Here is a 26,794-nt window from a genome sequence, read left to right on the forward strand (position 1 = left end):
GGTCCCGGGCGGTCATCCGCCCGGGACCGCTCCGCTCGGACGACGAGGAACCACCCATGAGTTCCAGACCGCCTGCAGCTGCCGCGTCCCGGACCGGTGACCATGACGCTCCGGGGCGAGCCGGGGCCGGGACCGACGCCGGATCCGGAATCGGTGCCGGGGCCCGACCGCTGCTGACCGGAGCAGCGCGGGCGTCCGCCGTACGGACCGCGGCCGTCGCGGCATCCGTTCTCGCCTCGGCGGCAGCCGCCGTCACGCTGCCCGCCGTGCTCGGCCGCACGCTCGACCTCGTGCTCAGCCGGTCCGCGGACGTCGGACCGTGGCTGGCGCTCTGCGCCGCCCTGATCGTCGCCGACATGCTGTGCGACGCCGTCTCCGCCCTGCTCACCGGCACGGTCACGGCACGCTCCGCCGCCTGGCTGCGCCGGAGTGCCCTGCGGCACGTGCTCGCGGCTGGACCCCGCGGTGCGGCGCGCTTCACCCCGGGGGACCTCGTGACCCGGCTGACGGGGAATGCGACCGAGGCGGCCACGGCTCCCGCCACCGCCGCAGCCGCCCTGCCCTCCCTCGCCCTGCCGGTGGGCGGTCTGGTGGCACTGGCGCTCATCGACGTCTGGACGGCTGCCGTCTTCGTGGCCGGAGCCCCGTTGCTGATCCTGCTGCTGCGCGCGTTCACCCGCGGCACCTCCGCCGGAGTGGCGCAGTACCAGCGTGTCCAGGGCGACATCGCCGCCCGGCTGGTGGAGGCGCTCGACGGAGCCCGTACGGTTGCGGCCGCCGGTACAGAGGACCGGGAGCGGCACCGGATCCTGGCCCCGCTGCCCGAACTCGCCGTGCGCGGGCGGCAGGTGTGGCGGGTGTACGGCAGGGCCGTCGCCCGGGGCGCGGTCCTGCTGCCGCTGCTGGAGACCGGGGTGCTCGCGGTCGGAGGGTTGCGACTGGCCGCCGGTGAGCTGACCATCGGCGAGCTGCTCGCCGTACTCCGCTATGCCGCGCTGGCCGCGGGAATGGGCGCGGTCGTGGGGCAGCTCGCGGCCCTGCTGCGCAGCCGCGCCGCCGCCGGGCGCATGGCCGAGGTCCTGGCCGCGCCCGCCATGGCGTACGGCAACCGGGAGCTGCCCGCGAACGGCCCCGGGCGGCTTGAACTGCGCAATGTCACCGTGGTGCACGACGGACGGCCGGTGCTCCGGGAGGTCGACCTCGTCGTGCCCGGGGGTGCGACCCTGGCCGTGGTGGGCCGGTCGGGTGCGGGCAAGACGGTCCTGGCCGAGGTGGCCGGCCGGCTGGCCGATCCCGATCACGGAACCGTCCTCCTGGACGGCGTTCCGCTGACCGCGCTCCGGCAGCCGGCCCTGCGCCGCGAGGTGGGGTACGCCTTCGAGAGGCCCGCCCTCTTCGGCACAACGGTGGGGGAGGCCATCACCTTCGGACCGTACGAGCCGTCATGGGCCGAGACGGTCGCCGCGGCAACGGCGGCAGGGGCGGACACCTTCATCCGGCGGCTCCCCGGTGCGTACTCCACCCCGCTGGCGGGCGCGCCGCTCTCGGGTGGGGAGGCTCAACGGCTCGGACTCGCAAGGGCCTTCGCGCACGCCGGCCGGCTGCTCGTACTCGACGACGCGACATCAAGCCTGGACAGCGTCACGGAACGCCAGGTGGTGCGTGCCCTGCTGCACGACGTCCGGCCCGGAACCCGTCTGGTCATCGCCCACCGGGCGTCGTCCGCTGCCCGCGCCGACCTCGTGGCCTGGCTCGACGAGGGCAGGGTCCGGGCCGTCGGGCCGCATGCGGCACTCTGGGCACTGCCCGGGTACCGCGCGGTGTTCGCCGCGACGGACAGCGTCAACCAGCCCCAGGACGGCTCGCGTTGACGGCCGGTGAGAGGACGCGGCCGCCGGAGGGCGGGGCCCTCCGTCCGGCAGTGCCGGCACCGCAGGTCCGCCGCGGCGCGCCGGCCGCCGGGAAGCGCCCGCGAGGTGCGCTGCGCAGGGTGCTGTCCAGGGGCCGGACCTTTCTCGCTCAGCGGCGGCGTGCGCTGCTGGGGATGGGGGGCTGGTCGCTGCTGGAGTCCGCACAGACCTTCCTCGGCGGATACAGCGTGGCCAACGCGCTGGACCGGGGCTTTCTCGCCGGGCGGCCCGGAGCGGGCCTGGCCTGGCTGGCGGTGGCCGCGCTCGCGATCGTCGTGGGCGGGACGGCCACCGACAGGGTGTTCCGCCGCCTTGCGGACCTCGTCGAGCCTCTGCGCGACGGGCTGGTGCGCAGGGTGGTCACCACTGCCCTGCGGGCCGCTGTGGCGGGACCCGGAACGGATGGCGGCCGCACCGCCGTGTCCCGGCTGACCCATCAGACGGAGGCCGCGCGGGACGGCTTCGCCGGACTGGTACTGGTCGTGAGGTCGTTCGTCTTCACCGCCGCAGGGGTTCTGCTGGGCCTGGCGGCCCTGGCACCGGCACTGCTGCTGGTCGTACTGCCACCGCTGGTGCTCGGGCTGCTGCTGTTCGCCGCCGCACTCCGTCCCATGGCCGCTCGGCAGCGGGAGTTCCTCCACACCGACGAGGACCTCGCCCAGCGGCTGGGCTCGCTCGTCACGGGCGTGCGGGACATCGTCGCCTGCGGCGCGGGCGAGCGGACGGCCGAAGCGGCGGGGCTGCTGATCGACGCCCAGACCCGGGCCGCGCGGTCCCTCGCCCGGTGGGCGGCCGTACGCACGCTGGCCCTCGGTACGGCAGGGCAGCTGCCGGTCGTGCTGCTGCTGGCCGCGGCGCCGTGGCTGCTGGACCGGGGGATCACCGCGGGGGCGCTCATGGGAGCACTCACCTATCTGACGCAGGCGCTGCTGCCGGCCCTGCACACGCTGATGACCGGACTGGGTGCTGCGGGCACCCGGCTGCTGGTGATCCTCGACCATCTCACCGATGGCACGGGCGGCACCGATGGCACGGGCGGCACGGGCGGCACCGATGGCACGGGTGGCACGGGCGGCACCGATGGCACGGGCGGCACCGCCCCCGGGACCACCGCCTGTACCGGGCCGGTCGCCGACCGCGGGGAGCCGTTGCCCGCGACCGTGGCCGTTCCCCGTGTGGAGCTCCGCTCGGTGTCGTTCGCCTACGGGCCGTCGGCCCGGCCTGTCGTGGACGGTCTCGATCTGGTCGTGGAGCCGGGGGAGCATCTCGCCGTGGTCGGCCCCAGCGGCATCGGCAAGTCCACCCTGTTCGCACTGCTGGCCGGGCTGCTCGTACCGGACGAAGGGGAGCTGCGGATCGGCGGCGCGTCCGTACGGCACGCGAACCGGCACCGAGCCGCGCAACTTCGGGCCCTGATACCGCAGGAGGCCTATGTGTTCACCGGCAGCCTGCGGGACAACCTGCTGTATCTGTGCCCCGCCGGGGCACCGCACGCGGCGGTGGACGCCGCGGTGGAGGCCATCGGGCTCGGTCCGCTGGTGCGCAGGCTCGGCGGACTGGACGAGCCGGTCGACCCGGCGGCGCTCTCCCAGGGGGAACGGCAGTTGGTCGCCCTCGCCCGTGCGTATCTCTCCCCGGCCGGGCTGGTGCTCCTGGACGAGGCGACGTGCCATCTGGACCCGGCGGCCGAGGCGCGGGCCGAGTGCGCCTTCGCCGAGCGGCCGGGCACGCTGATGGTGATCGCCCACCGCATCAGCTCCGCGCGAAGAGCGGACCGGGTGCTGGTGCTGGACGGGGTGCGCGCCATGTCCGGACGCCATGAGGAGCTGCTCGAACGGTCCGAGATGTACCGGGATCTCGTCGGGCACTGGGGGCAGGGCACGCCCGGCGGCGCTTGACGGGCAGGACCGGGCAGGACCGGGCCGGACCGGGCGGCGCGAGCGGTCCGCACGGATGCGCCGGGTGCCTGTGCCGCGGTATGTGCCTGTACGTGTGCCGCGGACGCACCGTCGCGACCGGCCGCCGGGCGGCGCGAGCCCAGGGGGCGCCCCGAGGGCCGGATCCGGCTGCCGCCCTCCGGTTCGCCTCCGGGCAGCGGGTTCGCGTCCGGCGTCCGGTTCGCGTCCGGGCGGCCGCTTCGCAGGCGTCGGTCAGACCCAGCCCGCGTGCTGGGAGATCCGTATCGCGTCCACCCGGTTGCGTGCTCCGGTCTTCCGGGTGATCGCGGACATGTAGTTGCGGACGGTCCCCAGGGAGAGATGCAGGCTGCGGGCGATCTCGGCGATGGTCGACCCCTCGGCCGCCAGTCGCAGCACGCTCAGTTCACGAGGGGTCAGCGGCATCTCGGCGGCCCGAAGAAAGCCGAAGGCGAGCGCTTCGTCAACGAAGCGCTCGCCTTCGGCCACCCGCCGGATGCCGTCGAGTAATCGCTGGGGCCCCGCGTCCTTGCTCACATAGCCCAGGGCTCCGGCGTCGAAGGCGCGACGCAGCAGACCGGGCCGGGAGTCCGTCGCGAGGACGAGCAGGGCGGCGCCGCGCCCCGTGATGCGCCGGGCGAGACCGGCCACCGCGCCGAGCATGACGGAGCCCGGACAGTCGACGTCCACGACGCACACATGAGGGCGCACCGACTGTGCCTGCCCGGCGGCTCCGCGCCAGGATGCCGCGGTGACCTCGAGGTCGCGTTCCGTCCCGAGCAGCGCGGTCAGCGCCGATCGCATCAGTCTCGTGTCGTGCACCAGCAGCACCCGTATCACGACGGTCCCCCTTCACCTGCCTGCCGGCACTGTGATCGGTCGATCACATGCCGTCAATTCCAACAAGCCGGTGCCCGCTAGTCGGACAAGTAGTCGCCCCGGGGGGAGGTACAGGAGCGCATGGTGCCCGAGTTGTGCGCCCCGCGTGCGCTCGGTCGCTGTTTCGGCGCGCATAGTGGCGTACGAGGCGCATGTGGCGCGCTGGCCGGGTCGCTGAGCCGACGGGTTGTGCTGAGGCAGGATGGAGTCATGCCGAACCGCCTCGCCCATGAGACGTCCCCCTATCTGCTCCAGCACGCCGACAACCCGGTCGACTGGTGGCCGTGGTCCCCCGAGGCGTTCGAGGAGGCGCGCAGGCGAGGGGTGCCGGTACTGCTCAGCGTCGGCTATTCGAGCTGCCACTGGTGCCATGTGATGGCTCACGAGTCGTTCGAGGACGACGCCACCGCTGCGTATCTGAACGAGCACTTCGTGGCCGTGAAGGTCGACCGCGAGGAGCGCCCCGACGTGGACGCCGTCTACATGGAGGCGGTGCAGGCCGCCACCGGGCAGGGCGGCTGGCCCATGACGGTGTTCCTCACCCCGGACGCCGAGCCCTTCTACTTCGGTACCTACTTCCCTCCCGCGCCCCGGCACGGCATGCCGTCCTTCCCGCAGGTGCTGGAGGGAGTCGCGTCGGCCTGGACCGGACGGCGCGACGAGGTCGCCGAGGTGGCCGGGAAGATCACCAGGGACCTCGCGGGGCGGTCGCTCGCCTACGGAGGCCACGGGCAGCCGGGCGAGGCGGGGGTCCGTCCGGCCGAGCTGGGGGAAGAGCTCGCCCAGGCGCTGCTGGGACTGACGAGAGAGTACGACGCGGTGCACGGCGGGTTCGGCGGGGCGCCGAAGTTCCCGCCGTCGATGGTCGTGGAGTTCCTGCTGCGGCACTGCGCGCGTACCGGTTCCGAGGGCGCGCTCCAGATGGCCGCGGACACCTGCGAAGCCATGGCCAGGGGCGGTGTCTACGACCAGCTCGGGGGCGGGTTCGCGCGGTACGCGGTGGACCGCGAGTGGGTGGTCCCGCACTTCGAGAAGATGCTGTACGACAACGCGCTGCTGTGCCGGGTGTACGCGCATCTGTGGCGGGCCACCGGCAGCGAGCTGGCCCGCAGGGTCGCCCTGGAGACCGCGGACTTCATGGTGCGGGAGCTGCGGACGCCGGAGGGCGGCTTCGCCTCCGCGCTCGACGCCGACAGTGACGACGGCACGGGGAGGCATGTCGAAGGGGCGTACTACGTCTGGACGCCCGCGCAGCTGACCGAGGTGCTGGGGGAGGACGACGCGGAGTTCGCCGCGCGGTGCTTCGGTGTGACCGAGGAAGGGACGTTCGAGCAGGGTGCCTCGGTGCTGCGGCTTCCACAGGACACGGGCCCGCAGGATGCCGAGCGGCTGGACCGCATCAGGACACGGCTGCTCGCCGCCCGCGACGAGCGGGCACGGCCCGGGCGCGACGACAAGATCGTCGCCGCGTGGAACGGGTTGGCGATCGCCGCCCTGGCGGAGGCCGGTGGCTACTTCGACCGGCCCGATCTGGTCGAGCGGGCGACGGAGGCCGCCGATCTCCTCGTACGGCTGCACATGGACCCCGGTGCCCGGCTGGCCCGTACCTCGAAGGACGGCCGTACCGGTGCCAATGCGGGGGTGCTGGAGGACTACGCCGATGTCGCCGAGGGCTTCCTGGCGCTCGCCGGTGTCACCGGCGAGGGTGCCTGGCTCGAGTTCGCGGGCTTCCTGCTCGACGTCGTGCTGGACCAGTTCACCGGCCCCGAAGGGCAGCTGTACGACACCGCGCACGATGCCGAGCCGCTGATCCGGCGGCCCCAGGACCCCACCGACAACGCCGTTCCGTCGGGCTGGACCGCCGCGGCCGGGGCGCTGCTCTCCTACGCCGCCCACACCGGCTCCGAAGCCCATCGCACGGCCGCCGAGCAGGCGTTGGGCGTGGTCAAGGCGCTGGGACCGCGTGCGCCCAGGTTCATCGGGTGGGGGCTCGCCGTCGCCGAGGCGGTGCTCGACGGGCCGCGCGAGATCGCCGTCGTCGGGCCGGCGGACGACCCCGGCACACGGGAGCTGCACAGGGCGGCACTGCTCGGTACCGCACCCGGTTCGGTCGTGGCCGCCGGGGAGCCGGGCAGCGCGGAGTTCCCGCTGCTCGCGGACCGTCCTCTGGTGGACGGCCGGCCGGCGGCCTATGTGTGCCGGCACTTCACCTGTGTGGCGCCCGTCACCGAAGTGGAGTCCCTTGAACGGGAGTTGACTGCCCGTACGTAGAGATCCCCCGAGGGGGTTCGGTGGCCCGCCCGAAACGCCGTATTCACCGAAACAGCCATACGGCCGTCACAGAATCTGCTTATTCTCTTCACCGCTGACACAGCGGCTGCGCGTGGGGGACATGCGCAGGGGGGTTTCAGGGGGAAGCACGCGGCGGGCGAGGGGGCCTGCCGTGTCGATCACCCCTGCTATAGGGGGGCACATTGCTCACGTCCGTGTTCATCGCCGCCGTCTCCTTGGCGCTCTTCTGGATGGCGGCGTTCACGCTCTGGTGGCAGATGCATGCGTGGCGCACGCCGGAGACGCTCGCGTCGACCCGCTTCGAGAGCCCGGCGGGCGCAGAGGGACTGTCGTTCTCGCTGCTGCTGCCCGCCCGGCACGAACAACTGGTGCTGGAGCACACCATCAGCCGGCTGCTGGAGTCCAGCCACCGCGACTTCGAGATCATCGTGATCGTCGGGCACGACGACCCGGAGACCACGGAGGTCGCCACCCGGGCCGCGGCCCGCGACCCGGACCGGGTACGGGTCGTCGTCGACACCCACGACACCAAGAACAAGCCGAAGGCGCTCAACACCGCCCTGCCGCACTGCCGGGGTGATGTGGTCGGGGTCTTCGACGCCGAGGACCAGGTCCACCCGGAACTGCTCGCCCATGTCGACCACGCCTTCACCGCCACCGGCGCCGACGTCGTCCAGGGTGGCGTGCAGCTGATCAACTTCCACTCGTCGTGGTATGCGCTGCGCAACTGCCTCGAGTACTTCTTCTGGTTCCGTTCCCGGCTTCATCTGCATGCGGAGAAAGGTTTCATCCCGCTCGGTGGCAACACCGTCTTCGTACGCACCGACGTGCTCCGTGAGGCCGACGGCTGGGACCAGAACTGCCTCGCCGAGGACTGCGACCTCGGCGTGCGCCTGTCCAGCAAGGGCAAGAAGGTCGTCGTCGCGTACGACGCGGACATGGTCACCCGCGAGGAGACCCCCGGCACGCTGATGTCGCTGCTCAAGCAGCGTACGCGCTGGAACCAGGGGTTCCTTCAGGTCTACCGGAAGAAGGACTGGAAGCAACTGCCCACGCTCGGGCAGCGGATGCTCGCCCGCTACACGCTGATGACGCCGTTCATGCAGGCGTTCACCGGCCTGATCATCCCGCTCAACGCAGCCGTCGCACTCTTCCTCGACGTACCCGTCGGGGTCGCCTTCATCACCTTCCTGCCGCTCATCACCGCACTGGTGACCTTCGTCTTCGAGATCGTCGGACTCCACGATTTCGGTGCGCAGTACGGGCTCAGGGTCCGCTTCTCGCACTACCTCAAGCTCATCGCCGGCGGCCCCTTCTACCAGGTGCTCCTCGCGGGCGCGGCCATCAGGGCCGTGTGGCGCGAGCAGCGGGGCCAGACGGGGTGGGAGCTGACCAGTCATGTCGGCGCGCATCTCACCCGAGAGGACGTGAACGCATGACCTCCACACTGACCGCGGCGGCCCCCGAGGCTTCGACCGCGCCTCCCGTCGACCCGAAGCGGCACCTCGCCGTCCGGCCCGTCGTCCGCTTCCGTTCCTCCCGGCCCGACCTGCTGCTCTGCGGAGCGCTGCTGGTGGCGATCCTGCTGGTGCAGGGGTGGAACATCCAGCAGTTCCCCACCCTGAGCGACGACGAGGGCACCTATCTCGCCCAGGCGTGGGCGGTCCAGCAGGGCGACGGGCTCGCCCACTACACCTACTGGTACGACCATCCGCCGCTCGGCTGGATCCAGTTGGCCGCCCTGACCTGGATACCCTCGCTGATCGCGCCCGAGTCGATGACGGTCGCCCCGATGCGGGTCGCCATGCTGCTGGTGAGCGCGGCGAGTGCGGTGCTCCTCTACGTGCTGGCGCGCAGGCTGTGGCTGCCGCGCTGGGCGGCCGGGCTCGCGATGGTGCTGTTCGGCCTCTCGCCGCTGTCCGTCGTCCTCCAGCGGGAGATCTTCCTCGACAACCTCGCCGTGATGTGGGTGCTGCTGGCGTTCTGCCTCGCGGCATCGCCCAGCCGCCATCTGTGGCACCACTTCGCGGCCGGTCTCACAGCGGCCGTCGGGGTGCTGACGAAGGAGACCATGCTGGTCGTCCTGCCCGCGCTGATGGTGACGATGTGGCGCTTCAGCCACCGCGACACCCGTAAGTTCGCGGTCACCGGCGCGGTCACCGCCTGTGCCCTGATCGGCTTCTCGTACCCGCTGTTCGCCCTGCTCAAGGGCGAACTCCTGCCCGGCGAAGGACATGTGTCGCTGTGGGAGGGCATCACCTACCAGATGAGCCGCCCGGGCTCCGGGTTCATCCTCACCGAGGGCACCGGCTCCCATGGTGTCCTGCAGTCCTGGCTCTACTACGACCGGGTCCTGCCGCTGGGCGGCGTCGCCGGCGCGGCACTTCTCCTCCTCACCCTGCGCTGGTCGGTGACCGCGAGGGCGCTCGCCGGGCCCGCCCTGGCGGTCGCGATCCTGACGGCCGTCGCCATGCGCGGCTCCGGCTATCTGCCCGCCATGTACATCATCCAGGCGCTGCCGTTCCTCGCGCTGGTGCTGGCGGGCGGTTCGGCGAGCGTCGCGCACGCGGTGCTGCGCAGACACAGGAGTCCCGGCGAGGGGCGGGTGCCCACGATCGCCCGCCGCGCGGTGGCGTGCCTGCTCGTCGCGGGAGCCGCCGCGTACGTCGTACCGCGCTGGTACGACGGGGACCGCACCGCCATGACGGCCGACGCCAATGCCCCGTACCGGGCCGCCGCTTCCTGGCTGGCCACGGAGGTCGCCGACCCGGCCGGCACACGGGTCCTGGTCGACGACGCGCTGTGGCTCGACCTGGTGCACGCCGGGTACCGGCCGGGGCTCGGCGCCATCTGGTTCTACAAGGCCGACCTCGACCCCGCGGTGACGAGGACGATGCCGCGCGGCTGGCGGGATCTCGACTATGTCGTGGCCTCGCCGACAGTGCGGCGTGACGCGCGCGATCTGCCCAATGTGAAGGCCGCGCTGGAGCATTCGACGCCCGTCGCCAGGTTCGGCGAGGGCGAGGACCGGATAGAGATCCGCAAAATCGGGGGAGCTGAGCGGAATTGACGACTCATCATGCTGGGGTCGAAGGCCTGGACGATCCCGCCGACGTCGCCACCGACGGGCTGGGAGCCCCGCGCGATGTGGCGGAGCCCGGCGCCGTCACCCTCGTCATCCCCACCTTCAACGAGTCGGGCAATGTGCGGGAGTTGCTGCACCGGCTCTCCGAGTCGGTGCCCGCGCGGCTGCCCTGTGAGGTCGTCTTCGTCGACGACTCCACCGACGACACCCCGGCCGTGATCGCCGATGCCGCACGGGAGTGCCCCTTCCCGGTGTCCGTCATCCACCGGGACTCGCCCGTGGGCGGACTCGGCGGAGCGGTCGTCGAGGGCATGAGGGCGGCCGGCTCCGACTGGATCGTGGTCATGGACGCCGACCTCCAGCATCCGCCGTCCCTCGTCCCGGATCTCGTCGCCACCGGCGAGAAGGAGGCCGCCGACCTCGTGGTGGCCAGCCGCTATCTGCCGGGCGGCAGCCGGGCCGGGCTTGCGGGCGGCTATCGCGTGGCCGTGTCGAGGGGCGCGACCTGGCTGGCGAAGGGGCTCTTCCCGCGGGCTCTGCGGGGGATCAGCGATCCGATGAGCGGCTTCTTCGCGATCCGCCGCGCAGCGGTGACCGCCGACGCGCTCAAGCCGCTGGGCTACAAGATCCTGCTGGAGCTGGCCGTACGCTGCCGTCCCGCCGCCGTCGCCGAGGTGCCGTTCGTCTTCCAGGACCGTTTCGCCGGCGAGTCCAAGTCGACGGCGAAGGAGGGCATGCGCTTCCTGAGGCACCTCGTCGAGCTGCGCACCGCCTCCCCGCTCGCCCGGATGATCGCCTTCGGACTGATCGGGCTCACCGGTTTCGTTCCCAACCTGCTCGCCCTGCACATGCTGGTCGGCGCGGGGCTGCACTATCTGCCCGCCGAGATCCTCGCCAACCAGCTGGGCGTGGTGTGGAACTTCCTCCTCATCGAGGTGCTGCTCTTCCGCGACCGGCGCCACCACCGGCACTGGGCGGACCGCGTGGGCCGGTTCGCGCTGCTGGCCAACGCCGATCTGGTGCTGCGCATTCCGTTGATCGCCCTGTTCGTCGGCCAGTTCGGGCTCGCGGTGCTCCCTGCCACCGCACTCGCGCTGCTCACCACGTTCGTCCTGCGCTTCGCCGGAACCGAGGCGCTCGTCTATCTGCCGCGAAAGGGAGGTAGGGCAGGAAGCCGTACCGCAAGGAGCCGCACAGCAAGGAGCACCAGTTGATTCCGTCACCACACCGGTCGAGGCCACCGAGACGCCGCACGACCGCGCTGTTCGCCGTGGCCGCCATGACCGCGGGTCTCCTCCTCTCCACACAGCAACCCGCCACCGCGGGCCCCAACCTCGTCAGGAACCCCGGCTTCGAGACCCCGGGCAGCGGCGACATGCCGTCCTGCTGGTCCAAGTCCGGCTGGGGCGACAACGACTTCACCTTCACCACGACGTCCGACGCCCACACCGGGTCGGCCGCGATGAAGGTCGAGTTGACCCGCCGTCTCGACGGCGACCGCAAGGCCCTCATCACCGAGTCGTCCGACTGCGCCCCGCAGGTCGTCCCGGAGCGGCAGTACGACCTGTCCTTCTGGTACAGGTCGACGACCCCGGACACCGCCCTGACCCTCTTCCGGCACGACACCGCCGCAGGCTGGCAGTACTGGACCGATCTGCGCACCCTCCCGATGGAAGGGGACTGGACCCGCAGCGAGGTCCGTACGCCCGCCATCCCGCCGGACACCGACCGGATCGCCTGGGGCGTGTCCGTCTGGGGCACCGGCAGCGTCACGACCGACGACTACGCGATGGAGGAGGTCGCGCCGCCCACGCCCGACCCGGTCTGCACCGGCACGGCGGAGGAGTGCGCCAAGGGCAGGTGGGACGTCATGCCCACCAAGAACCCGGTGCGCTCCATGCACTCGGTGGTGCTGCGCGGAGGCAAGGTCCTCCTCATAGCCGGCTCCGGCAACGACCCGTCGATGTTCGAGGCCGGGACGTTCACCTCCGCCGTGTACGACCCGGTGGCCGGCACGTACAAGACCATCCCGACACCGGCCGACATGTTCTGCGCCGGGCACGTCCAGCTGTCCGACGGCCGGGTGCTGGTGATGAGCGGCAACAAGGGATACCCGTCCGCCGACGGCACGATCGGCTACCAGGGCCTGAAGGACTCGTACATCTTCGACCCGGCGACCGAGACCTACACGCGGACCAACGACATGAACGGGGGCCACTGGTACCCGTCGGCGACGGTCCTCGGCAACGGTGACGTGATCTCCTTCGGCGGGCTGAAGGAGGACTCGACCGGAAATGTGACGGCGGAGAAGTTCTCGGCCGCCGAGAACAAGTGGCTGCCGCTGCACCAGGTCAACCAGACCTGGTCGTTCTGGGGCCTGTACCCGTCGATGATCCTGATGCAGGACGGCCGGCTCTTCTACTCCGGGAGCCACGTCTTCGGCAACGGCACCCCGGGCACCGGCGCCTCGGTCTACGACTACGACGCCAACACCATCACCGATGTGCCGGGCCTCAGGAACAAGGACCAGCGTGACGAGAGCGCGAGCGTGCTGCTGCCCCCGGCGCAGGACCAGCGGGTCCTGACGATCGGCGGCGGCAACAACGAGACCAACCCGGCGGCCAACCGGCTCACCGACATCATCGACCTGAAGCAGCCGAGCCCCCGGTACACGGCGGGCCCCCCATTGCCGCAGGGTCTCGTCGACCAGGGCCAGGGCAAGCGTCCGCAGACAGGCGACGAGGGCAAGATGTTCGTCTCCGCCGTGCTGCTGCCGGACGGCAAGGTGCTGGAGACCGGCGGCGGGCTGCACGACCGGGCCGACCCGGTCTACGAGGCGTCGTTCTTCGACCCGACGACGGACTCGTACGAGCCGGGCCTCGCGCCGGACCCGATCCCGCGGACGTACCACTCCTCCGCGTTCCTGCTGCCCGACGGGCGTGTGATGGCCGTGGGCGACAACCCCGGCAACGGCACGTACAACCACAACGTGTCGATCTACACCCCGCCGTATCTGCTCAAGGGCCCACGTCCGCGCATCACTTCGGTGATCGACAAGGGGTGGCAGTACGGCGACACCCAGCGGATCACCGTCGACCGCCCGATCGCCAAGGCCGAGCTGATCCGCCCGGCGGCCGTCACCCACTCGTCCGACCCGAACCAGCGGTTCGTGGATCTGCCGATGAGCGTCGTCGACGACCGGACGATCGATCTGAACGTCACCGCCAACCCGAATCTCGCCCCGCCCGGCTGGTACATGCTCTTCGGCGTGGACGCGAACGGGGTGCCGACGGTCGCCGAGTGGGTCCATCTGGGGGCCGCGCCCCCGGCGCTCGCATCCGGGCGGAGCGGGCACACGGCACAGGACGCGCCCTCCGCACATGTCCACGACTTCGCGGGCGACCTCGCCATGTCACCGAGGAAGAACGGCAAGAGGCGTTCGCACGCCCCGGTGAGCCCGCAGGTCGCCGGCTGTGACCGGCACTACGGCTCGGCGAACGTGTGTGTGCCGCTCACCTTCCCGAAGCCGGTGAAGGCGACGACGAAGTCCCGCTGCGACTGGCTGACCGCGCACGGATACGGCCGGCTGAAGGTCAACGGGAAGGACGACCCCCTGCGACTCGACCCGGACCGGGACGGCCGCACCTGCGGCAAGGGGGACCTGAAGAGGTAGTTCAGAGGGTGAGTCCGTCCCTGAGCGTGTCGAGGGCACGGTCCAGGAGCACGACCAGATCGTCACGCTGGTCGTGCTCCGCCCAGTGGATCGTCACTTCACGCAGGGCGCCCATCACGGCGGCGGTGAAGACCCGCACCTCCAGGTCGTCCGCCTCCCGCCCGGTGCGCTCGGCCAGGACACGGGAGAGCAGGAGGGAGGTCTCGGCCATGGTCTCGGTCATCCGGGCCCGCACGGCCGGGACCTCCACCAGCAGTCTGGTCCGCTGGTACATCTCCTCCGGGTCGTTCTCCAGGACGGCCCTGACGGAGTCGGTGACGATGAAGCGCAGTGACTCCAGCGGCGGCTCGTCGGCGGGCCGTCCCCGCAGTACGGACTCCATGAGCGGGTCGTACTCGTCGGTGAGGACGATGTCCTCCTTGGTGGGGAAGTAGCGGAAGACGGTGGAGGGGGAGACCTCGGCCGCCGCCGCGATCTGCTCGATGGTCGTCGCCTCGTACCCCTGCTCGGCGACCAGCCGGTACGTGGCCCGGCGGATCGCCACGCGGGTCCTGAGCTTCTTGCGCTCGCGCAGTCCCATCGGGTGAGGGTGTTCCTTGCGCGGTGTACGTGCGGTGGCGGCCATGGTCGACATTGTCGGGCATCCGCTTCTGCCGCAGCCATGTCCGATGCCGTCGCCCGCGGCGGCCGGGTGTGCGGCAGCACCGCGGCCGCGAGCGGTGCGGTGACCGGGACGTGGTCCCGCCGCCGACAGGTCGGTGCCCGGGCCGTGGACGTACGTGCTGCTGCCTCCGGTCGCGCCGCCGCGCCCAGCTCCGCAAAGAGCTCCATTTACATGGCAGTGACTGTCAAAACGGAGCAGGTGTCACAACGGGGGGCGACGACGCCGAACGCCCCGTGGCAGCTGCCACGGGGCGTTCGGCGAAGGTCCCGAAGGCCAGGGCCTCTCGTTTGGATCTTGCCGGGCTCGTGTGCGGCACGCTCGCTCGCCGCGTTGTCGTCGGTCGCCCACGCTCCGCGTGGGCTCCTTCCTCCGCCTTGGGATCGCACGCACCAGACCCCGCTCACTGATCCGGCCTGATCCGAACGGAAGACCCTATCCGTGCTGATAGGCGACGAGGGAGATCCCCACGTAGTGGACGACGAAGGCCGCCAGGGTGAAGGAGTGGAAGACCTCGTGGAACCCGAACCAGCGCGGTGACGGGTTCGGCCGCTTCATCCCGTAGATCACGCCCCCCGCGCTGTAGAGCAGCCCGCCGATGATGACGAGCACCAGCACCGCGATGCCGCCCTTGCGCATGAAGTCCGGCAGGAAGAAGACCGCTGCCCAGCCCATCGCGATGTAGCACGGGGTGTAGAGCCAGCGGGGGGCGCCGACCCAGAACACCCGGAAGGCGATTCCCGCCACCGCAGCCGCCCAGACCGCCCACAGCAGCACTCGCCCGGTGGAGTCGGGGAGGAGGAGCAGCGTCAGCGGGGTATAGGTACCGGCGATGATCAGAAAGATGTTCGCGTGGTCGAGCCGGCGCAGCACGGCCGTGGCTCGCGGACCCCAATTGCCCCGGTGGTAGAGGGCGCTCACACCGAAGAGCAGGCAGGCGGTGAGCACGTAGATGCCGCACGCGATCCGGCCGCGCGTCGAATCCGCGAGTGCCGTCAGGACGATTCCCGCAATGAGCACGGCGGGAAACATCCCCGCGTGCAGCCACCCCCGCAGCCTCGGCTTCAGTGGCAGCGGATCCATTTCGGTCACGTCAGGCGGGGCTGCTGTCATGGCGGCATGCTACCTACGCGCGCGTAGGTGAAACGCCCGAGTGGCAATGCTCACGTGAGAGGTCCTCTGGACATATGGGCAGACGGCACGGATGATCAGATGAGTGCGGTCGGCACCGGATGAGCGGCTACGAAGCATCCGGGTCGCAGCCCCCACGGGGCAACAACCTTCAGACCCCTCACTTAGGAGCGATCGTGGCGCGCGACATCGCGGCTCCCAGCAGCGTCCCCACCAACCACCAGGAACTGATCGCCTGGGTCGACGAGATCGCAGCCATCACCCAGCCGGACCGCGTGGTCTGGTGTGACGGCTCGGAGGCCGAGTACGACCGCCTGTGCGAGGAGCTCGTCGCCAAGGGCACGTTCAAGAAGCTGGACCCGATCAAGCGCCCGAACTCCTACTACGCCGCGTCCGACCCCACGGACGTCGCGCGGGTCGAGGACCGCACCTTCATCTGCTCCGAGAAGGAGGAGGACGCGGGCCCGACCAACCACTGGAAGGCCCCCGCCGAGATGAAGGAGATCTTCGCCGGCGAGAAGGGGATCTTCCGTGGCTCGATGAAGGGCCGGACGATGTACGTCGTCCCGTTCTGCATGGGTCCGCTCGGCTCGCCGCTGTCCGCACTCGGCGTCGAGATCACCGACTCCGCGTACGTCGCCGTCTCCATGCGCACCATGACCCGGATGGGCCAGGCCGTGCTGGACGAGCTCGGCGAGGACGGCTTCTTCGTGAAGGCCGTCCACACCCTGGGCGCTCCGCTCGCCGAGGGCGAGGCCGACGTGCCGTGGCCCTGCAACAGCACGAAGTACATCTCGCACTTCCCTGAGACCCGTGAGATCTGGTCGTACGGCTCCGGCTACGGCGGCAACGCGCTGCTCGGCAAGAAGTGCTACGCCCTGCGCATCGCCTCGGTCATGGCCCGCGACGAGGGCTGGCTCGCCGAGCACATGCTGATCCTCAAGCTGACCCCGCCGCAGGGCGAGTCCAAGTACGTCGCCGCGGCCTTCCCGTCCGCCTGCGGCAAGACCAACCTCGCCATGCTGGAGCCCACCATCTCCGGCTGGACCGTGGAGACCATCGGCGACGACATCGCCTGGATGCGCTTCGGCGAGGACGGCCGGCTCTACGCGATCAACCCCGAGGCCGGCTTCTTCGGCGTCGCGCCCGGCACCGGCGAGCACACCAACGCCAACGCCATGAAGACCCTGTGGGGCAACGCGGTCTTCACGAACGTCGCGCTGACCGACGACAACGACATCTGGTGGGAGGGCATGACGGAGGAGACTCCGGCCCACCTCACCGACTGGAAGGGCAACGACTGGACCCCCGAGTCCGGCACCCCCGCCGCCCACCCGAACGCCCGCTTCACCGTCCCGGCCGCGCAGTGCCCGATCGCCGCACCGGAGTGGGAGGATCCGAAGGGTGTGCCGATCTCGGCGATCCTCTTCGGTGGCCGCCGCGCCTCGGCCGTGCCGCTGGTGACCGAGTCCTTCGACTGGCAGCACGGTGTCTTCCTCGGTGCGAACGTCGCCTCCGAGAAGACCGCCGCCGCCGAGGGCAAGGTCGGTGAGCTGCGCCGCGACCCGTTCGCCATGCTGCCGTTCTGCGGCTACAACATGGGTGACTACATGGCCCACTGGATCAAGGTCGGCAAGACCGCGGACGAGGCGAAGCTGCCGAAGATCTACTACGTGAACTGGTTCCGCAAGAACGACGCCGGCAAGTTCGTCTGGCCGGGCTTCGGCGAGAACAGCCGCGTCCTGAAGTGGATCGTGGAGCGCCTCGAGGGCAAGGCCGAGGGCGTCGAGACCCCGATCGGCATCCTGCCGACGCGGGAGGCCCTGGACACCGACGGCCTGGAGCTGGCCGAGGAGGACCTGGACTTCCTGCTCAAGGTCGACGCCGACGTCTGGCGCGAGGAGGCAGCCCTCGTCCCTGAGCACCTCAACACCTTCGGTGACCACACCCCGAAGGAGCTGTGGGACGAGTACCGCGCATTGGTCGCCCGACTGGGCTGAACCCCCACTCGGATCCGAGGCCGGGCCCGCACCGTACAACGGCGTACGGAGGCGGGCCGCGGCCTTTTCGCTGCCCGGCTCCTTGCGGCAGCGGGCAGACGTGCGTGTGCCGTGCCCGGGCGGACCGGGCACGGCACACATTCATCGGGTCAGGGTTTCCGGTCGGGTCAACCCCTCGGGAAACCGCGCCTCAATCCTCGAGCCTCTACGGGGCCAGGGAATCGTCGGCCACGAAGGGACCGCAGACGAGGCCGCTCGGATTGGCCAGAGTGTAGGGCGCCGGGTTGCACACCGCGAAGTGGGCATCGCCATCCGTCTCCAGCGCCTTGATGATGACCCTGTCGTTGCGGGAGTCGTTGACGGTGTCCAGGATGGGGGTCTCCACGTCGTCCGGGTCCGCCGTGAGCGTCCTTACCTCCTCATAGGTCACGGCGAGGGTGCAGGTGAGTGGCGGCGTGTTCCCGACCGGCAGGGAGTTGCCGACATCGACGGGGACCGCAGGGGTGTCCCGGTTGGCGTACACCTGCCCGTTGAAGAGGAGGGCGTTGTACTCGTGCTCCGCCCACGTCTCGATGATGGGCGCACCCAGGTGCCCACCCTTGATGACGGCGTCCCACTCGATGCACGGCCCGGTCGCACCCGTGGCACCCGTGGCACCCGTGGCGCCGGTGGCACCCGTGGCACCGGTCGCGCCCGTGGCGCCGGTGGCACCGTCCAGACCCGGTGCTCCCGTCGGGCCGGTGGGGCCCGTGGCGCCGGTCGCGCCCGTGGGGCCGGTGGGACCGGTCTTGCCCTTGCACCGGTCCCGGTCCCTGTCGTCAGCGAAGAAGCCGGCGAGGTCTTCGTAGTCGTAGTACCCGTCGCACCTGTCGCCCGCCGACAGGAACACGTCGTCCGTCATCGGGTGGCTGGGGGCAGCCGCCAGTGCGGGGTTGGCGAGGCCCAGCATCACGAGGGCGAGCGACGCGACCGCGCCGCCGGTGAGCACCCTGGTCCGCTTCAGGCGCGGGCCAAGACCGGATCCGGTCCTGCTCTCAGGACTCATGAAGTGTCCTACTTTCTTGGTGGTTCGAACTGGTTGCGGAGGTCGGTGCGCCGGAGCGAAACACCCGTGGGCCTCCCTCCGGAATCATTCGGTCGCCTCTGCGATGAGGTAGGTAAGGCGCGCGCATTGGTCAACACAACGGCCGAGTGAGGAGCGTCCAAATGGGCCTGGCCGGATGCAGCACGTCAAGCAGGGAACCGGATGCGACGTGGCCGGGAGCCTGACGGCAGGTCGGCACGCATCTCGTGGCGGATGCGAAGGACGCGCTGTGGCTCTGCGATTGTCGTTGAACAAGAGACCTGGGCTGGCTCCGCTGTCCCGTCGAGTCGTGGCCTGCCCTCATTGAAGACCTGGCGGATCTTCCGGCATGCCCGCTGCAGCACCACCTGGCTCACGTCGGCCGCCGAGACAGTCCTCACCCTGGAGTGCCATTGCTGAACATGCTCACTACCGAGCTCTGCGAGGGCGGCGCGCTCATCAACCACGAGCGGATCGCACGGGCCGGCACACGTCCTCGGCATCCTGCTCGGGCCCGCTCCGTGCAACGGCGTACGTGCGGCCCCGGCCTTTCCGGCGCGTGCCTTGCGTAGTCCGGCGGACGCACGTGTGCCGTGCCCGGAGCATCCCGGGCACGGCATCACGCTGTTTCGTCAGGACCCCGATCGGTCGGCAGGTTCCGACCGCTCGGTGGTTCCTTAGTCCTTGACGTGCTCTGCGACCTGCGGAACGCCCTTGATGGCCTTTTCGGACAGGAAGTTCAGGACCGTTCCCGGCTGGTCGTCAATGGGGTCCCAGTCATCTTCCCAGTCGAAGGGGGCGAGTCCCGCACCGGAGTTGACCCGACCCTCGGTTTCCCACACGATGCCCGCGAGAGTGAGCACCTTGACGAAGGCGGTGTTGCCCTGGGCCGTGAAGGACACGGCACAGGGGATCTCGGCCGTGATGTCGTCGTAGCCCTCGTTGTCGCTGAGGTTCTCCCACGAGTAGTCCCCGGTCGGCTCGAAGACGATGCCGTCGCCGTCCCCGTCGACCATGCCGTCGTGGGGCCGCTGGCCGACCCAGGTCGTCCCGTCGGGCAGGAGCGCGGCGCTGAACTCCTTTGCGCCGCTGGTGGCGTAGGAGTCGATGTCGACACACCCGCCCGTGCCCGGCGCGCCTGTGGCACCGGTGGCACCCGTGGCGCCGGTGGCACCCGTGGCGCCGGTGGCGCCGGTGGCGCCGGTGGCACCCGGGGCACCCGTGGCACCCGTGGCACCCGTGGCACCCGTCGGACCGGTGGGACCGGTCTTGCCCTTGCACCTGTCCCTGTCGCCGCCGCTGGCGATGAAGTCGCTGAGGTCGTCGTACGTGTAGTAGCACCTGTCGGCCGCCGACAGGAACACGTCGTCCGTCGTCGAGTGGTGGGGGGCGGCCGCCAGAGCGGGGTTGGCGAGGCCCAGCATCACGAGGGCCAGCGACGCCACCGCGCCGCCGGTGAGCACCCTGGTCCGCTTCGGGCGCGGGCCAAGACCGGATCCGGTCCTGCTCTCAGGACTCATGAAGCGTCCTACTTCCTTCTAGTGCGAACTGGTTGCGGAGGTCGGTGCGCCGGAGCGAAACACCCGTGGGCCTCCCTCCGGAATCATTCGGTCCCCTTTGCAATGACCAGGTGAGGCGCGCGCATTGATCAACACAACGGCCGAGCCTGAGCCCCCGATGGGACCAATGACCGGCGCGCCACAGTGGGGCCGGACGAGCCGATGCCTAGCCTCGCGTCGCGCACAGACACGCGGGAATTGGTGATGCCGTGAAGCCGTCCATCTGCCTCTGCATGATCGTCAAGAACGAGTCCGGCGTCATCGAACGCTGCCTCGCATCGGTCCGTGACCTCATCACCACCTGGGTGATCTCCGATACGGGGTCGACCGATGGCACCCAGGAGCTGATCCGCAAGACGCTCAAGGGAATTCCCGGCGAACTCCACGAAGAGCCGTGGGTCGACTTCGGCCACAACCGCAGCCTGAACATCGCCCATGCGCGCGGCAAGGCCGACTATCTGCTCCTGCTCGACGCCGATCTGGTGATCCGGCAGGACGGCGTTCTCCCACCCCTGACGGCCGCCTCGTACATGCTGCGGCACGAAGGAGATCTGGAGTACCGCATCAAGCGGCTGGTCAGGGGTGACATCGCCTGGCGGTACGAGGGCGTCACCCATGAGTACATCACCGCCGACGAACCGGCCGACCAGGAGAACCTCGATGCGCTGGTCATCGTGGACCACGCCGACGGAGGTTCGCGCCACGACAAGTTCGAGCGCGACGAGCGCCTGCTGCGGGCCGAACTCGTACGGGACCCCGACAACGGCCGTACCGTCTTCTATCTGGCACAGACCATGCGCGACATGGGCCGGGCGGAAGAGGCCATCGCCTTCTACGAGCAGCGCGCGCGGATGGGCGGCTGGCCCGAGGAGGTCTACTACTCCCTGCTGCAGGCCGGAGTCCTCAAGGCCGAGAACGGTGACTGGCCGGGTGGCATGGACACCTTGGTGCAGGCCTGGGAGTCGCGGCCCCAACGTCTCGAAGCCTGCTACGAACTGTCCTCACGGCTGCGTGTCATGGGCCGCTACCACGCCGCGCATGCCTTCGCCTCCGCGGGCCTGGGCCGGCGCATGCCGGACGATCTGCTGTTCCTCAACCCCTGGGTGTATCAGTGGGGGATGCTGTTCGAGTTCTCGATCACCGCGTACTGGGTGGGGGACTGGGCCGGTTCGCTCCAGGCGTGCGACCGACTCCTGACCATGCCCGCTCTGCCCGACTTGCATCGCAAGCAGACGCTCGCCAACCGCGAGCACGCCGCCCGGCGCCTCTCCGCGATCCTGCGCCCACCGGCTGCGGGATCGGCGAAAGGCAAGCGGGCGAAGTCGCCCAAGGCGAAGTCGAGGCGATAGAGCCTCCGAAGCGGCCGGTGGTCGCGCAGGCCGGCCTCGGGCAGCGGGGGCGGGGTCCTTTGGCCGTGTCCGCCGCATCTGCCGGGGGACGGGCGGTGGCGCCCGCCATCGCCGGCGCGCCCGGCAGATGGACCCTGCATCCCTGCGAACGGGCCGAGCCGATGCCCAAGTCGGCGCTCCGGCGCATCAGTTCCCTGGTTGATGCACATCGGCGCGGGCACCTTCGGCCGCGCGGCGGGGAGTCGCCCGGTCCGCCGGGTCCGGGGCCACCGGGCCCGCCGGGTCCGGGAGGTGCTCGTCGCCACCCTTCATGGGTGGCACCCGGTCCGCGCGCCTCCACGGCCCGCGGACCGGGGCCGTCAGGGGGCGCCGACCAGCTGCGCGTCGTGCAGCGCGGCGGTGTGTGCGTCCATGCGCTCGGCGGCCAGGATCGCGGCGGCGGTGTCGGCACGCGAGGCGGCGACGACGAGGGCGCGCCCGGCGAGGGCGAGGGCGCGGTCGTGCAGTGCGGCGGGGGCGGTGCCGGACAGAGCTGCGTGGCGCCCGGGCGGGGTGCCGCGGAGCCGGGCAACCTGCTCGGCTATGCGGTCGGCCTCGGAGCCGAGCCCGAGTTCGTCGGTGACGGCGAGGAGTGCGGCGAGATGCCCGGCGAGCTGGATGTCCAGCTCCTCCTCGCGGGTGCGGTGGGGGAAGTCGGAGGCGTCGGCCATCGAGTGGGCGGACCTCGAGCGGATCGGTTCGTACATGGTGGATGGCCTCCCTCGCACTGTCAGGAGACCATCCTAGCTTAGATCCTGTCTAAAGTTGTGCCCGATCGGGAAAGTGGCCGTGTGCAGGCGCCTACGGCTGGCTGTAGCCGTCCAGGAAGTTCCCGATCCGCGTCACCGCATCCGCCAGATCCTTGGCGTTCGGCAGTGTGACGATCCGGAAGTGATCGGGCTCGTGCCAGTTGAACCCCGTCCCGTGCACGACCATGATCTTTTCGGTCCGCAGCAGGTCGAGGACCATCTGACGGTCGTCCTTGACCTTGTAGACGTCCGGGTCCAGGCGCGGGAACAGATACAGCGCTCCCTTCGGCTTCACGCACGTCACGCCCGGGATCTGTGTCAGCAGGTCGTACGCCACGTCCCGCTGCTCCAGCAGTCGTCCGCCCGGCAGCACCAGATCCTCGATCGACTGCCGCCCCTGGAGGGCCGCGGCGACCGCGTGCTGGGCGGGCATGTTGGCGCACAGACGCATGTTCGCCAGGATCGTCAGGCCCTCGATGTACGAGGTGGCGTGTGCCTTCGGGCCGCAGACCGCGAGCCAGCCGCTGCGGTAGCCCGCCACGCGGTAGTTCTTGGACATCCCGTTGAAGGTCAGCACCATGAGATCGGGTGCGATCGCGGCGGTCGGCGTGTGCGTGACGCCGTCGTAGAGGATCTTGTCGTAGATCTCGTCGGAGCAGACGACCAGCTGATGGCGGCGGGCGATCTCCGTCAGTCCGCGCAGCATCTCGTCGTCGTACACCGCGCCCGTCGGATTGTTCGGGTTGATGATCACGATCGCCTTGGTGCGATCGGTGATCCTCCGCTCGATGTCCGCGAGGTCGGGCATCCAGTCGGACTGCTCGTCGCACCGGTAGTGCACAGCGGTCCCGCCCGCGAGGGAGACGGCGGCAGTCCACAGCGGATAGTCGGGCGCGGGCACGAGCACCTCGTCGCCGTCGTCGAGCAGCGCCTGCATCGACATCTGGATCAGCTCGGAGACGCCGTTGCCGAGGTAGATGTCCTCGACAGACAGCGGGATGCCCTTGGTCTCGTAGTGGCTCATGATCGCGCGGCGTGCGCTGAGCAGGCCCTTCGCGTCGCCGTATCCATGCGCGTCCGCGAGATTGCGCAGGACGTCCTCGAGGATCGCCGGAGGGCACTCGAAGCCGAAGGCGGCCGGGTTTCCGGTGTTCAGCTTGAGGATGCGGTGACCTGCCGCCTCCAGTCGCATTGCCTCCTCGAGCACCGGGCCCCGGATCTCGTAACAGACGTTGGCGAGCTTGGTCGACTGGATCACCTGCATGACGCGAGCTTACGGGGGTACCGCGCGACGTGCTTCGTGTTTTCGGCCACGTCGCGGTCCGGCCGGGGCGGTCGTGCGCAGGTCGTGGGGGGCAGCAGGCCTCGGGGGCCGCCCCTCGACCGGGTGACACGGCCTGCCGTGTCACCCGATCGAGGTGTCGTGGCCGGACGGCATGGCCGGGGGATGTCTCAGCGGCCGGGTCCCGTTGCGCCGGCGGGCGCCACGAAGCGGGCCACTGCCTCCACGACCGCGGTGCGATGTCGCTCGCGGCGCTGGTCCCGCCATGAGGAGCCGTCCGCATCGGTCGCGGGACCGCCCGGCGCGGCGAACCAGGACTGGGCCAGGGCCAGGACGAGGGTGAGGATGTCGGCGGGATCGAAGTCCGGGTCGATCCGCCCCTCGGCCTGCGCCGCGGCGACGGCGGCGATCTTGCCCCGATAGGCCTCGACGACGGTGGGTGCGGCGCCCGGGCGCTCCAGCTGCTTCCAGGTGACGAGCCGCATCAGTGCCGGCCGGGCGGCCAGATGGTCGAAGATCGCCCCGGCGTACCCGGGAAGGTCCGCGGCGTCGAAGGGCACCGACTCCGCGCCCTGCTCCATGGCCTGCTGGAGCACCAGGTCGAAGAGCTGTTCCTTGTTGCCGAAGTAGACGTAGATGAGGCGCTTGTTCGCCCCTGCCGTCTCGGCGATCCGGTCGACCCGGGCTCCGGCGATGCCGTACTCGGCGAACTCGGTGAAGGCCGCGTCGAGCAGACGTGCTTTGGTCGCGCTGGAGTCCCTTGCCATGCCCGCACTCTACAGAGTAACTATCTGGTTATTGACATGCGGGAAGCGTTCCCTCATATTGAAACTAACGAGTTAGTTACCTAGTGAGGAGAATGTGATGGAACAGCGTGCAGTGGGATCCCAGGGGCTGGTCGTCGGAGCCGAAGGCCTCGGCTGCATGGGGATGAGCGCCTTCTACGGCGCGATCGACGAGGCGGAGTCGCTGGCCACGATCGACCGGGCCCTGGAACTCGGCGTCACCATGCTGGACACCGCCGAGGGGTACGGCCCCTTCGTCAATGAGCAGCTGATCGGCAAGGCGCTCGCCGGTCGCCGTGAGAAGGCCGTCATCGCCACCAAGACCGGCATCGAGCTCACCGACGACGGCGCCATGGTCGGTCACAACGGGCGGCGCGAGTACATCCACCGGGCCGCCGACCGCTCCCTGCGCCACCTGGGCACGGACTGCATCGATCTCTACTACCTGCACCGCGTCGACCCGAACGTGCCCATCGAGGAGAGCATCGGGGCCATGGCCGAGCTCGTCACGGCAGGCAAGGTCCGCTATCTCGGGATCAGCGAGGCCGCCGCCGCGACCATCCGGCGCGCGCACGCCGTCCATCCGCTGACCGCCGTACAGACCGAGTACTCGCTCTTCGAGCGGGGCATCGAGGGCGATGACGTCAAGGCGACCCTGACCGAGCTCGGTATCGGGCTCGTCGCCTACTCGCCCCTCGGCCGGGGCTTCCTGTCCGGTGCCATCACCTCCCCGGACGACTTCGCGGACGACGACTTCCGGCGCACCGACCCGCGCTTCCAGGGCGAGAACTTCGCCCGTAACCTCGCCGTCGTCGACGAGGTCCGGCGCCTGGCCGAGGAGAAGTCGGTCACTCCCTCCCAGCTGGCACTGGCCTGGGTGCTGCATCAGGGTGCGGTGCCGATCCCGGGCACCAAGCGCCGCCGCTACCTGGAGGAGAACGTCGCGGCCCTGGACGTGGCGCTCACCGACGACGACATCGCATCCATCGAAGCCGTCGCGCCCCGTGGTGTCGCCTCCGGCGACCGCTACTCGCCCCAGCTCATGCAGTGGCTCAACGGCTGACCACCCGCGCCCCGCCGGAAGGGGCGGTCAGCCGTGGTCAGCGGCGATCGATTAGCTCATTTGTTCGGTTTCTTGGTTACCCTGGAAGCATGGCAGCAGTCCATCTGCAGGGTTCGCTCTTCGACCAGACCGACGAGATCCGACTCGGTCCGCTGCAGGACGTCCGCCGTACGGTGCTCGGGCACGGTGCCTGGCTGGACGTACTGTCCGGCTGGCTCACCGGGGCAGACGCCCTGTTCGAGGAGCTGGCCCGCGGCGTCCCGTGGCGAGCCGAGCGACGGCAGATGTACGAGCACGAGGTCGACGTGCCCCGCCTGCTCGCGTACTACCGGGAAGGCGATCCCCTGCCGCATCCGGTCCTGACCGAGGCCAGGGACGCGCTCTCGGCGCACTACATGGATGAGCTCGGCGAACCGTTCGTCACCGCGGGGCTCTGCTACTACCGGGACGGTCACGACAGCGTGGCCTGGCACGGCGACCGCATCGGGCGCGGCGCCCGCGAGGACACGATGGTCGCCATCCTCTCCGTCGGCTCCCCGCGCGAACTGGTGCTGCGGCCCCGCGGCGGTGACCGCGCCCCGGTCCGCAGGGCCCTCGGCCACGGCGACCTGGTGGTGATGGGCGGTTCCTGCCAACGGACCTGGGAGCACGCGGTGCCCAAGACCACGCGCGCGGTGGGGGCGAGGATCAGCATCCAGTTCCGCCCGAAGGGTGTGAACTGAGGACTGCTGTCCCGTCGTCCCCGGCGGACCGGCGCACGGCGTGTGCATCTCTTGGGGCACGTCAGGGCCGCGGCGAAGGACCGCGGGACGGCGGGCACTCTCCTGGCACTCCTGGCTCCGCCGGGCGGCCCCCACCCGGCCGGAGGCCGGGGGAGATGCCTGCCCTCTTCTCGCCGTCAGCCGGCGCTGTTCGGGTCGGCCGCGAGGACCTTGGCCCCGGCGCCCGCCCGAGGAGCACCGTCAACCGCAACGCAGATACCGAAGACCCGGGCGTGGCTGGTCCAGCCGTTGACGCGGCCCCGGTTGTTGCTGATCTGCACCCGCTTCCTGGCCGGGTCCAAGGCCGACACCAGGTGCAGATACACGGTTCCGGCCACACGGGCGAGGACGATGTCCCCGACCTCCAGCTTCGACGGGTCGACGGGAGCAACGACCACCTGCTGCCGACTGCGTATCAACGGGACCATCGACGAACCACTGGGCCGGAACCCCACGGTGGCTCCACCGGCAATTCTGGCCGCTACGGCATCCAAGGCACCCATCCGCTGATCGTGACAGACCCGGCCCGAGACCCCCACCGATTTTCGTCTCGCATCCGAGGAACAGCGGCCGGGCGACGAGGCCCTCCCCGGCAGG

The 26,794-nt window shown here is 70.4% G+C and carries 20 protein-coding genes; 11 read left to right on the plus strand and 9 right to left on the minus strand.

Annotated elements, in window-relative coordinates:
• Positions 1 to 56 precede the first annotated feature (56 nt).
• Complete coding sequence (locus tag AC068D_RS34265) at positions 57 to 1,871, plus strand: ABC transporter ATP-binding protein (RefSeq protein WP_478827043.1); 1,815 nt, start codon at positions 57 to 59, stop codon at positions 1,869 to 1,871.
• A 173-nt stretch (positions 1,872 to 2,044) separates the two neighbouring features.
• Complete coding sequence (locus AC068D_RS34270) at positions 2,045 to 3,808, plus strand: ATP-binding cassette domain-containing protein (RefSeq protein ID WP_478827099.1); 1,764 nt, start codon at positions 2,045 to 2,047, stop codon at positions 3,806 to 3,808.
• Positions 3,809 to 4,060: 252 nt separating this feature from the next.
• Here the strand turns inward: AC068D_RS34270 and AC068D_RS34275 are convergent, their stop codons facing one another.
• Positions 4,061 to 4,630 carry a response regulator transcription factor gene (locus AC068D_RS34275; protein WP_478827100.1) on the minus strand — a complete coding sequence of 190 codons (570 nt, stop codon included), beginning with the start codon at positions 4,628 to 4,630 and terminating at the stop codon, positions 4,061 to 4,063.
• A 285-nt stretch (positions 4,631 to 4,915) separates the two neighbouring features.
• On the opposite strand from AC068D_RS34275, the gene AC068D_RS34280 reads away from it, so the two are divergent.
• The 5 genes from AC068D_RS34280 to AC068D_RS34300 all read left to right on the plus strand — a co-directional run bounded on the left by AC068D_RS34280 (position 4,916) and on the right by AC068D_RS34300 (position 13,755).
• A complete protein-coding gene (locus tag AC068D_RS34280) occupies positions 4,916 to 6,976 on the plus strand; it encodes a thioredoxin domain-containing protein (RefSeq protein ID WP_478827044.1) in 2,061 nt (686 codons plus the stop codon).
• A gap of 203 nt (positions 6,977 to 7,179) precedes the next feature.
• Complete coding sequence (locus AC068D_RS34285; RefSeq protein WP_478827045.1) at positions 7,180 to 8,436, plus strand: glycosyltransferase; 1,257 nt, start codon at positions 7,180 to 7,182, stop codon at positions 8,434 to 8,436.
• Positions 8,433 to 10,067, plus strand: coding sequence for an ArnT family glycosyltransferase (locus AC068D_RS34290; RefSeq protein WP_478827046.1), 1,635 nt, complete (start codon positions 8,433 to 8,435; stop codon positions 10,065 to 10,067). Before AC068D_RS34285 ends, AC068D_RS34290 begins: the two co-directional genes overlap by 4 nt.
• A 26-nt stretch (positions 10,068 to 10,093) precedes the next feature.
• Positions 10,094 to 11,296 (plus strand): glycosyltransferase, encoded by a 1,203-nt coding sequence (locus AC068D_RS34295; RefSeq protein WP_478827101.1) that lies wholly within the window; start codon positions 10,094 to 10,096, stop codon positions 11,294 to 11,296.
• Between the two features lie 65 nt (positions 11,297 to 11,361).
• On the plus strand, positions 11,362 to 13,755 hold the full coding sequence (locus AC068D_RS34300) for a galactose oxidase-like domain-containing protein (RefSeq protein WP_478827047.1): 2,394 nt from the start codon (positions 11,362 to 11,364) through the stop codon (positions 13,753 to 13,755).
• Position 13,756: 1 nt separating this feature from the next.
• On the opposite strand, the gene AC068D_RS34305 is transcribed toward AC068D_RS34300, so the two are convergent.
• Positions 13,757 to 14,380, minus strand: a complete 624-nt coding sequence (locus AC068D_RS34305; protein WP_478827048.1) for a TetR/AcrR family transcriptional regulator — start codon at positions 14,378 to 14,380, stop codon at positions 13,757 to 13,759.
• Positions 14,381 to 14,851: 471 nt separating this feature from the next.
• Positions 14,852 to 15,529 carry a PAQR family membrane homeostasis protein TrhA gene (gene trhA, locus AC068D_RS34310; RefSeq protein WP_478827049.1) on the minus strand — a complete coding sequence of 226 codons (678 nt, stop codon included), beginning with the start codon at positions 15,527 to 15,529 and terminating at the stop codon, positions 14,852 to 14,854.
• Positions 15,530 to 15,723: 194 nt separating this feature from the next.
• On the opposite strand from trhA, the gene AC068D_RS34315 reads away from it, so the two are divergent.
• Positions 15,724 to 17,547 carry a phosphoenolpyruvate carboxykinase (GTP) gene (locus AC068D_RS34315; protein WP_478827050.1) on the plus strand — a complete coding sequence of 608 codons (1,824 nt, stop codon included), beginning with the start codon at positions 15,724 to 15,726 and terminating at the stop codon, positions 17,545 to 17,547.
• Positions 17,548 to 17,752: 205 nt separating this feature from the next.
• Here AC068D_RS34315 and AC068D_RS34320 read toward each other — a convergent pair whose 3' ends face one another.
• Positions 17,753 to 18,592 carry a hypothetical protein gene (locus AC068D_RS34320; RefSeq protein ID WP_478827051.1) on the minus strand — a complete coding sequence of 280 codons (840 nt, stop codon included), beginning with the start codon at positions 18,590 to 18,592 and terminating at the stop codon, positions 17,753 to 17,755.
• A gap of 695 nt (positions 18,593 to 19,287) precedes the next feature.
• Positions 19,288 to 20,130 carry a hypothetical protein gene (locus AC068D_RS34325; protein ID WP_478827052.1) on the minus strand — a complete coding sequence of 281 codons (843 nt, stop codon included), beginning with the start codon at positions 20,128 to 20,130 and terminating at the stop codon, positions 19,288 to 19,290.
• Positions 20,131 to 20,378: 248 nt separating this feature from the next.
• Between AC068D_RS34325 and AC068D_RS34330 the strand changes: the two genes are divergently transcribed.
• The gene (locus AC068D_RS34330; RefSeq protein WP_478827053.1) at positions 20,379 to 21,518 is read left to right on the plus strand and encodes a glycosyltransferase; all 1,140 of its coding nucleotides are present in this window, start codon (positions 20,379 to 20,381) and stop codon (positions 21,516 to 21,518) included.
• A gap of 359 nt (positions 21,519 to 21,877) precedes the next feature.
• Here AC068D_RS34330 and AC068D_RS34335 read toward each other — a convergent pair whose 3' ends face one another.
• The 3 genes from AC068D_RS34335 to AC068D_RS34345 form a co-directional block, all read right to left on the minus strand.
• The gene (locus AC068D_RS34335; protein ID WP_478827054.1) at positions 21,878 to 22,264 is read right to left on the minus strand and encodes an SCO4983 family protein; all 387 of its coding nucleotides are present in this window, start codon (positions 22,262 to 22,264) and stop codon (positions 21,878 to 21,880) included.
• A gap of 94 nt (positions 22,265 to 22,358) precedes the next feature.
• On the minus strand, positions 22,359 to 23,570 hold the full coding sequence (locus AC068D_RS34340) for a pyridoxal phosphate-dependent aminotransferase (protein ID WP_478827055.1): 1,212 nt from the start codon (positions 23,568 to 23,570) through the stop codon (positions 22,359 to 22,361).
• A 188-nt stretch (positions 23,571 to 23,758) separates the two neighbouring features.
• Entirely contained in the window at positions 23,759 to 24,355 is a 597-nt protein-coding gene (locus AC068D_RS34345; protein WP_478827056.1) for a TetR/AcrR family transcriptional regulator, read from the minus strand.
• A gap of 97 nt (positions 24,356 to 24,452) precedes the next feature.
• Here AC068D_RS34345 and AC068D_RS34350 point away from each other — a divergent pair, with 97 nt between their 5' ends.
• Together AC068D_RS34350 and AC068D_RS34355 are read left to right on the plus strand one after the other, a co-directional pair.
• Positions 24,453 to 25,436 (plus strand): aldo/keto reductase, encoded by a 984-nt coding sequence (locus tag AC068D_RS34350; RefSeq protein WP_478827057.1) that lies wholly within the window; start codon positions 24,453 to 24,455, stop codon positions 25,434 to 25,436.
• Between the two features lie 89 nt (positions 25,437 to 25,525).
• Entirely contained in the window at positions 25,526 to 26,158 is a 633-nt protein-coding gene (locus tag AC068D_RS34355) for an alpha-ketoglutarate-dependent dioxygenase AlkB (RefSeq protein WP_478827058.1), read from the plus strand.
• Between the two features lie 176 nt (positions 26,159 to 26,334).
• On the opposite strand, the gene AC068D_RS34360 is transcribed toward AC068D_RS34355, so the two are convergent.
• Positions 26,335 to 26,700: a S24/S26 family peptidase gene (locus AC068D_RS34360; RefSeq protein ID WP_478827059.1), complete on the minus strand. Its 366-nt coding sequence runs from the start codon at positions 26,698 to 26,700 to the stop codon at positions 26,335 to 26,337.
• Between the last annotated feature and the right edge of the window lie 94 nt (positions 26,701 to 26,794).

The organism is Streptomyces sp. NPDC043861 (assembly GCF_056435905.1).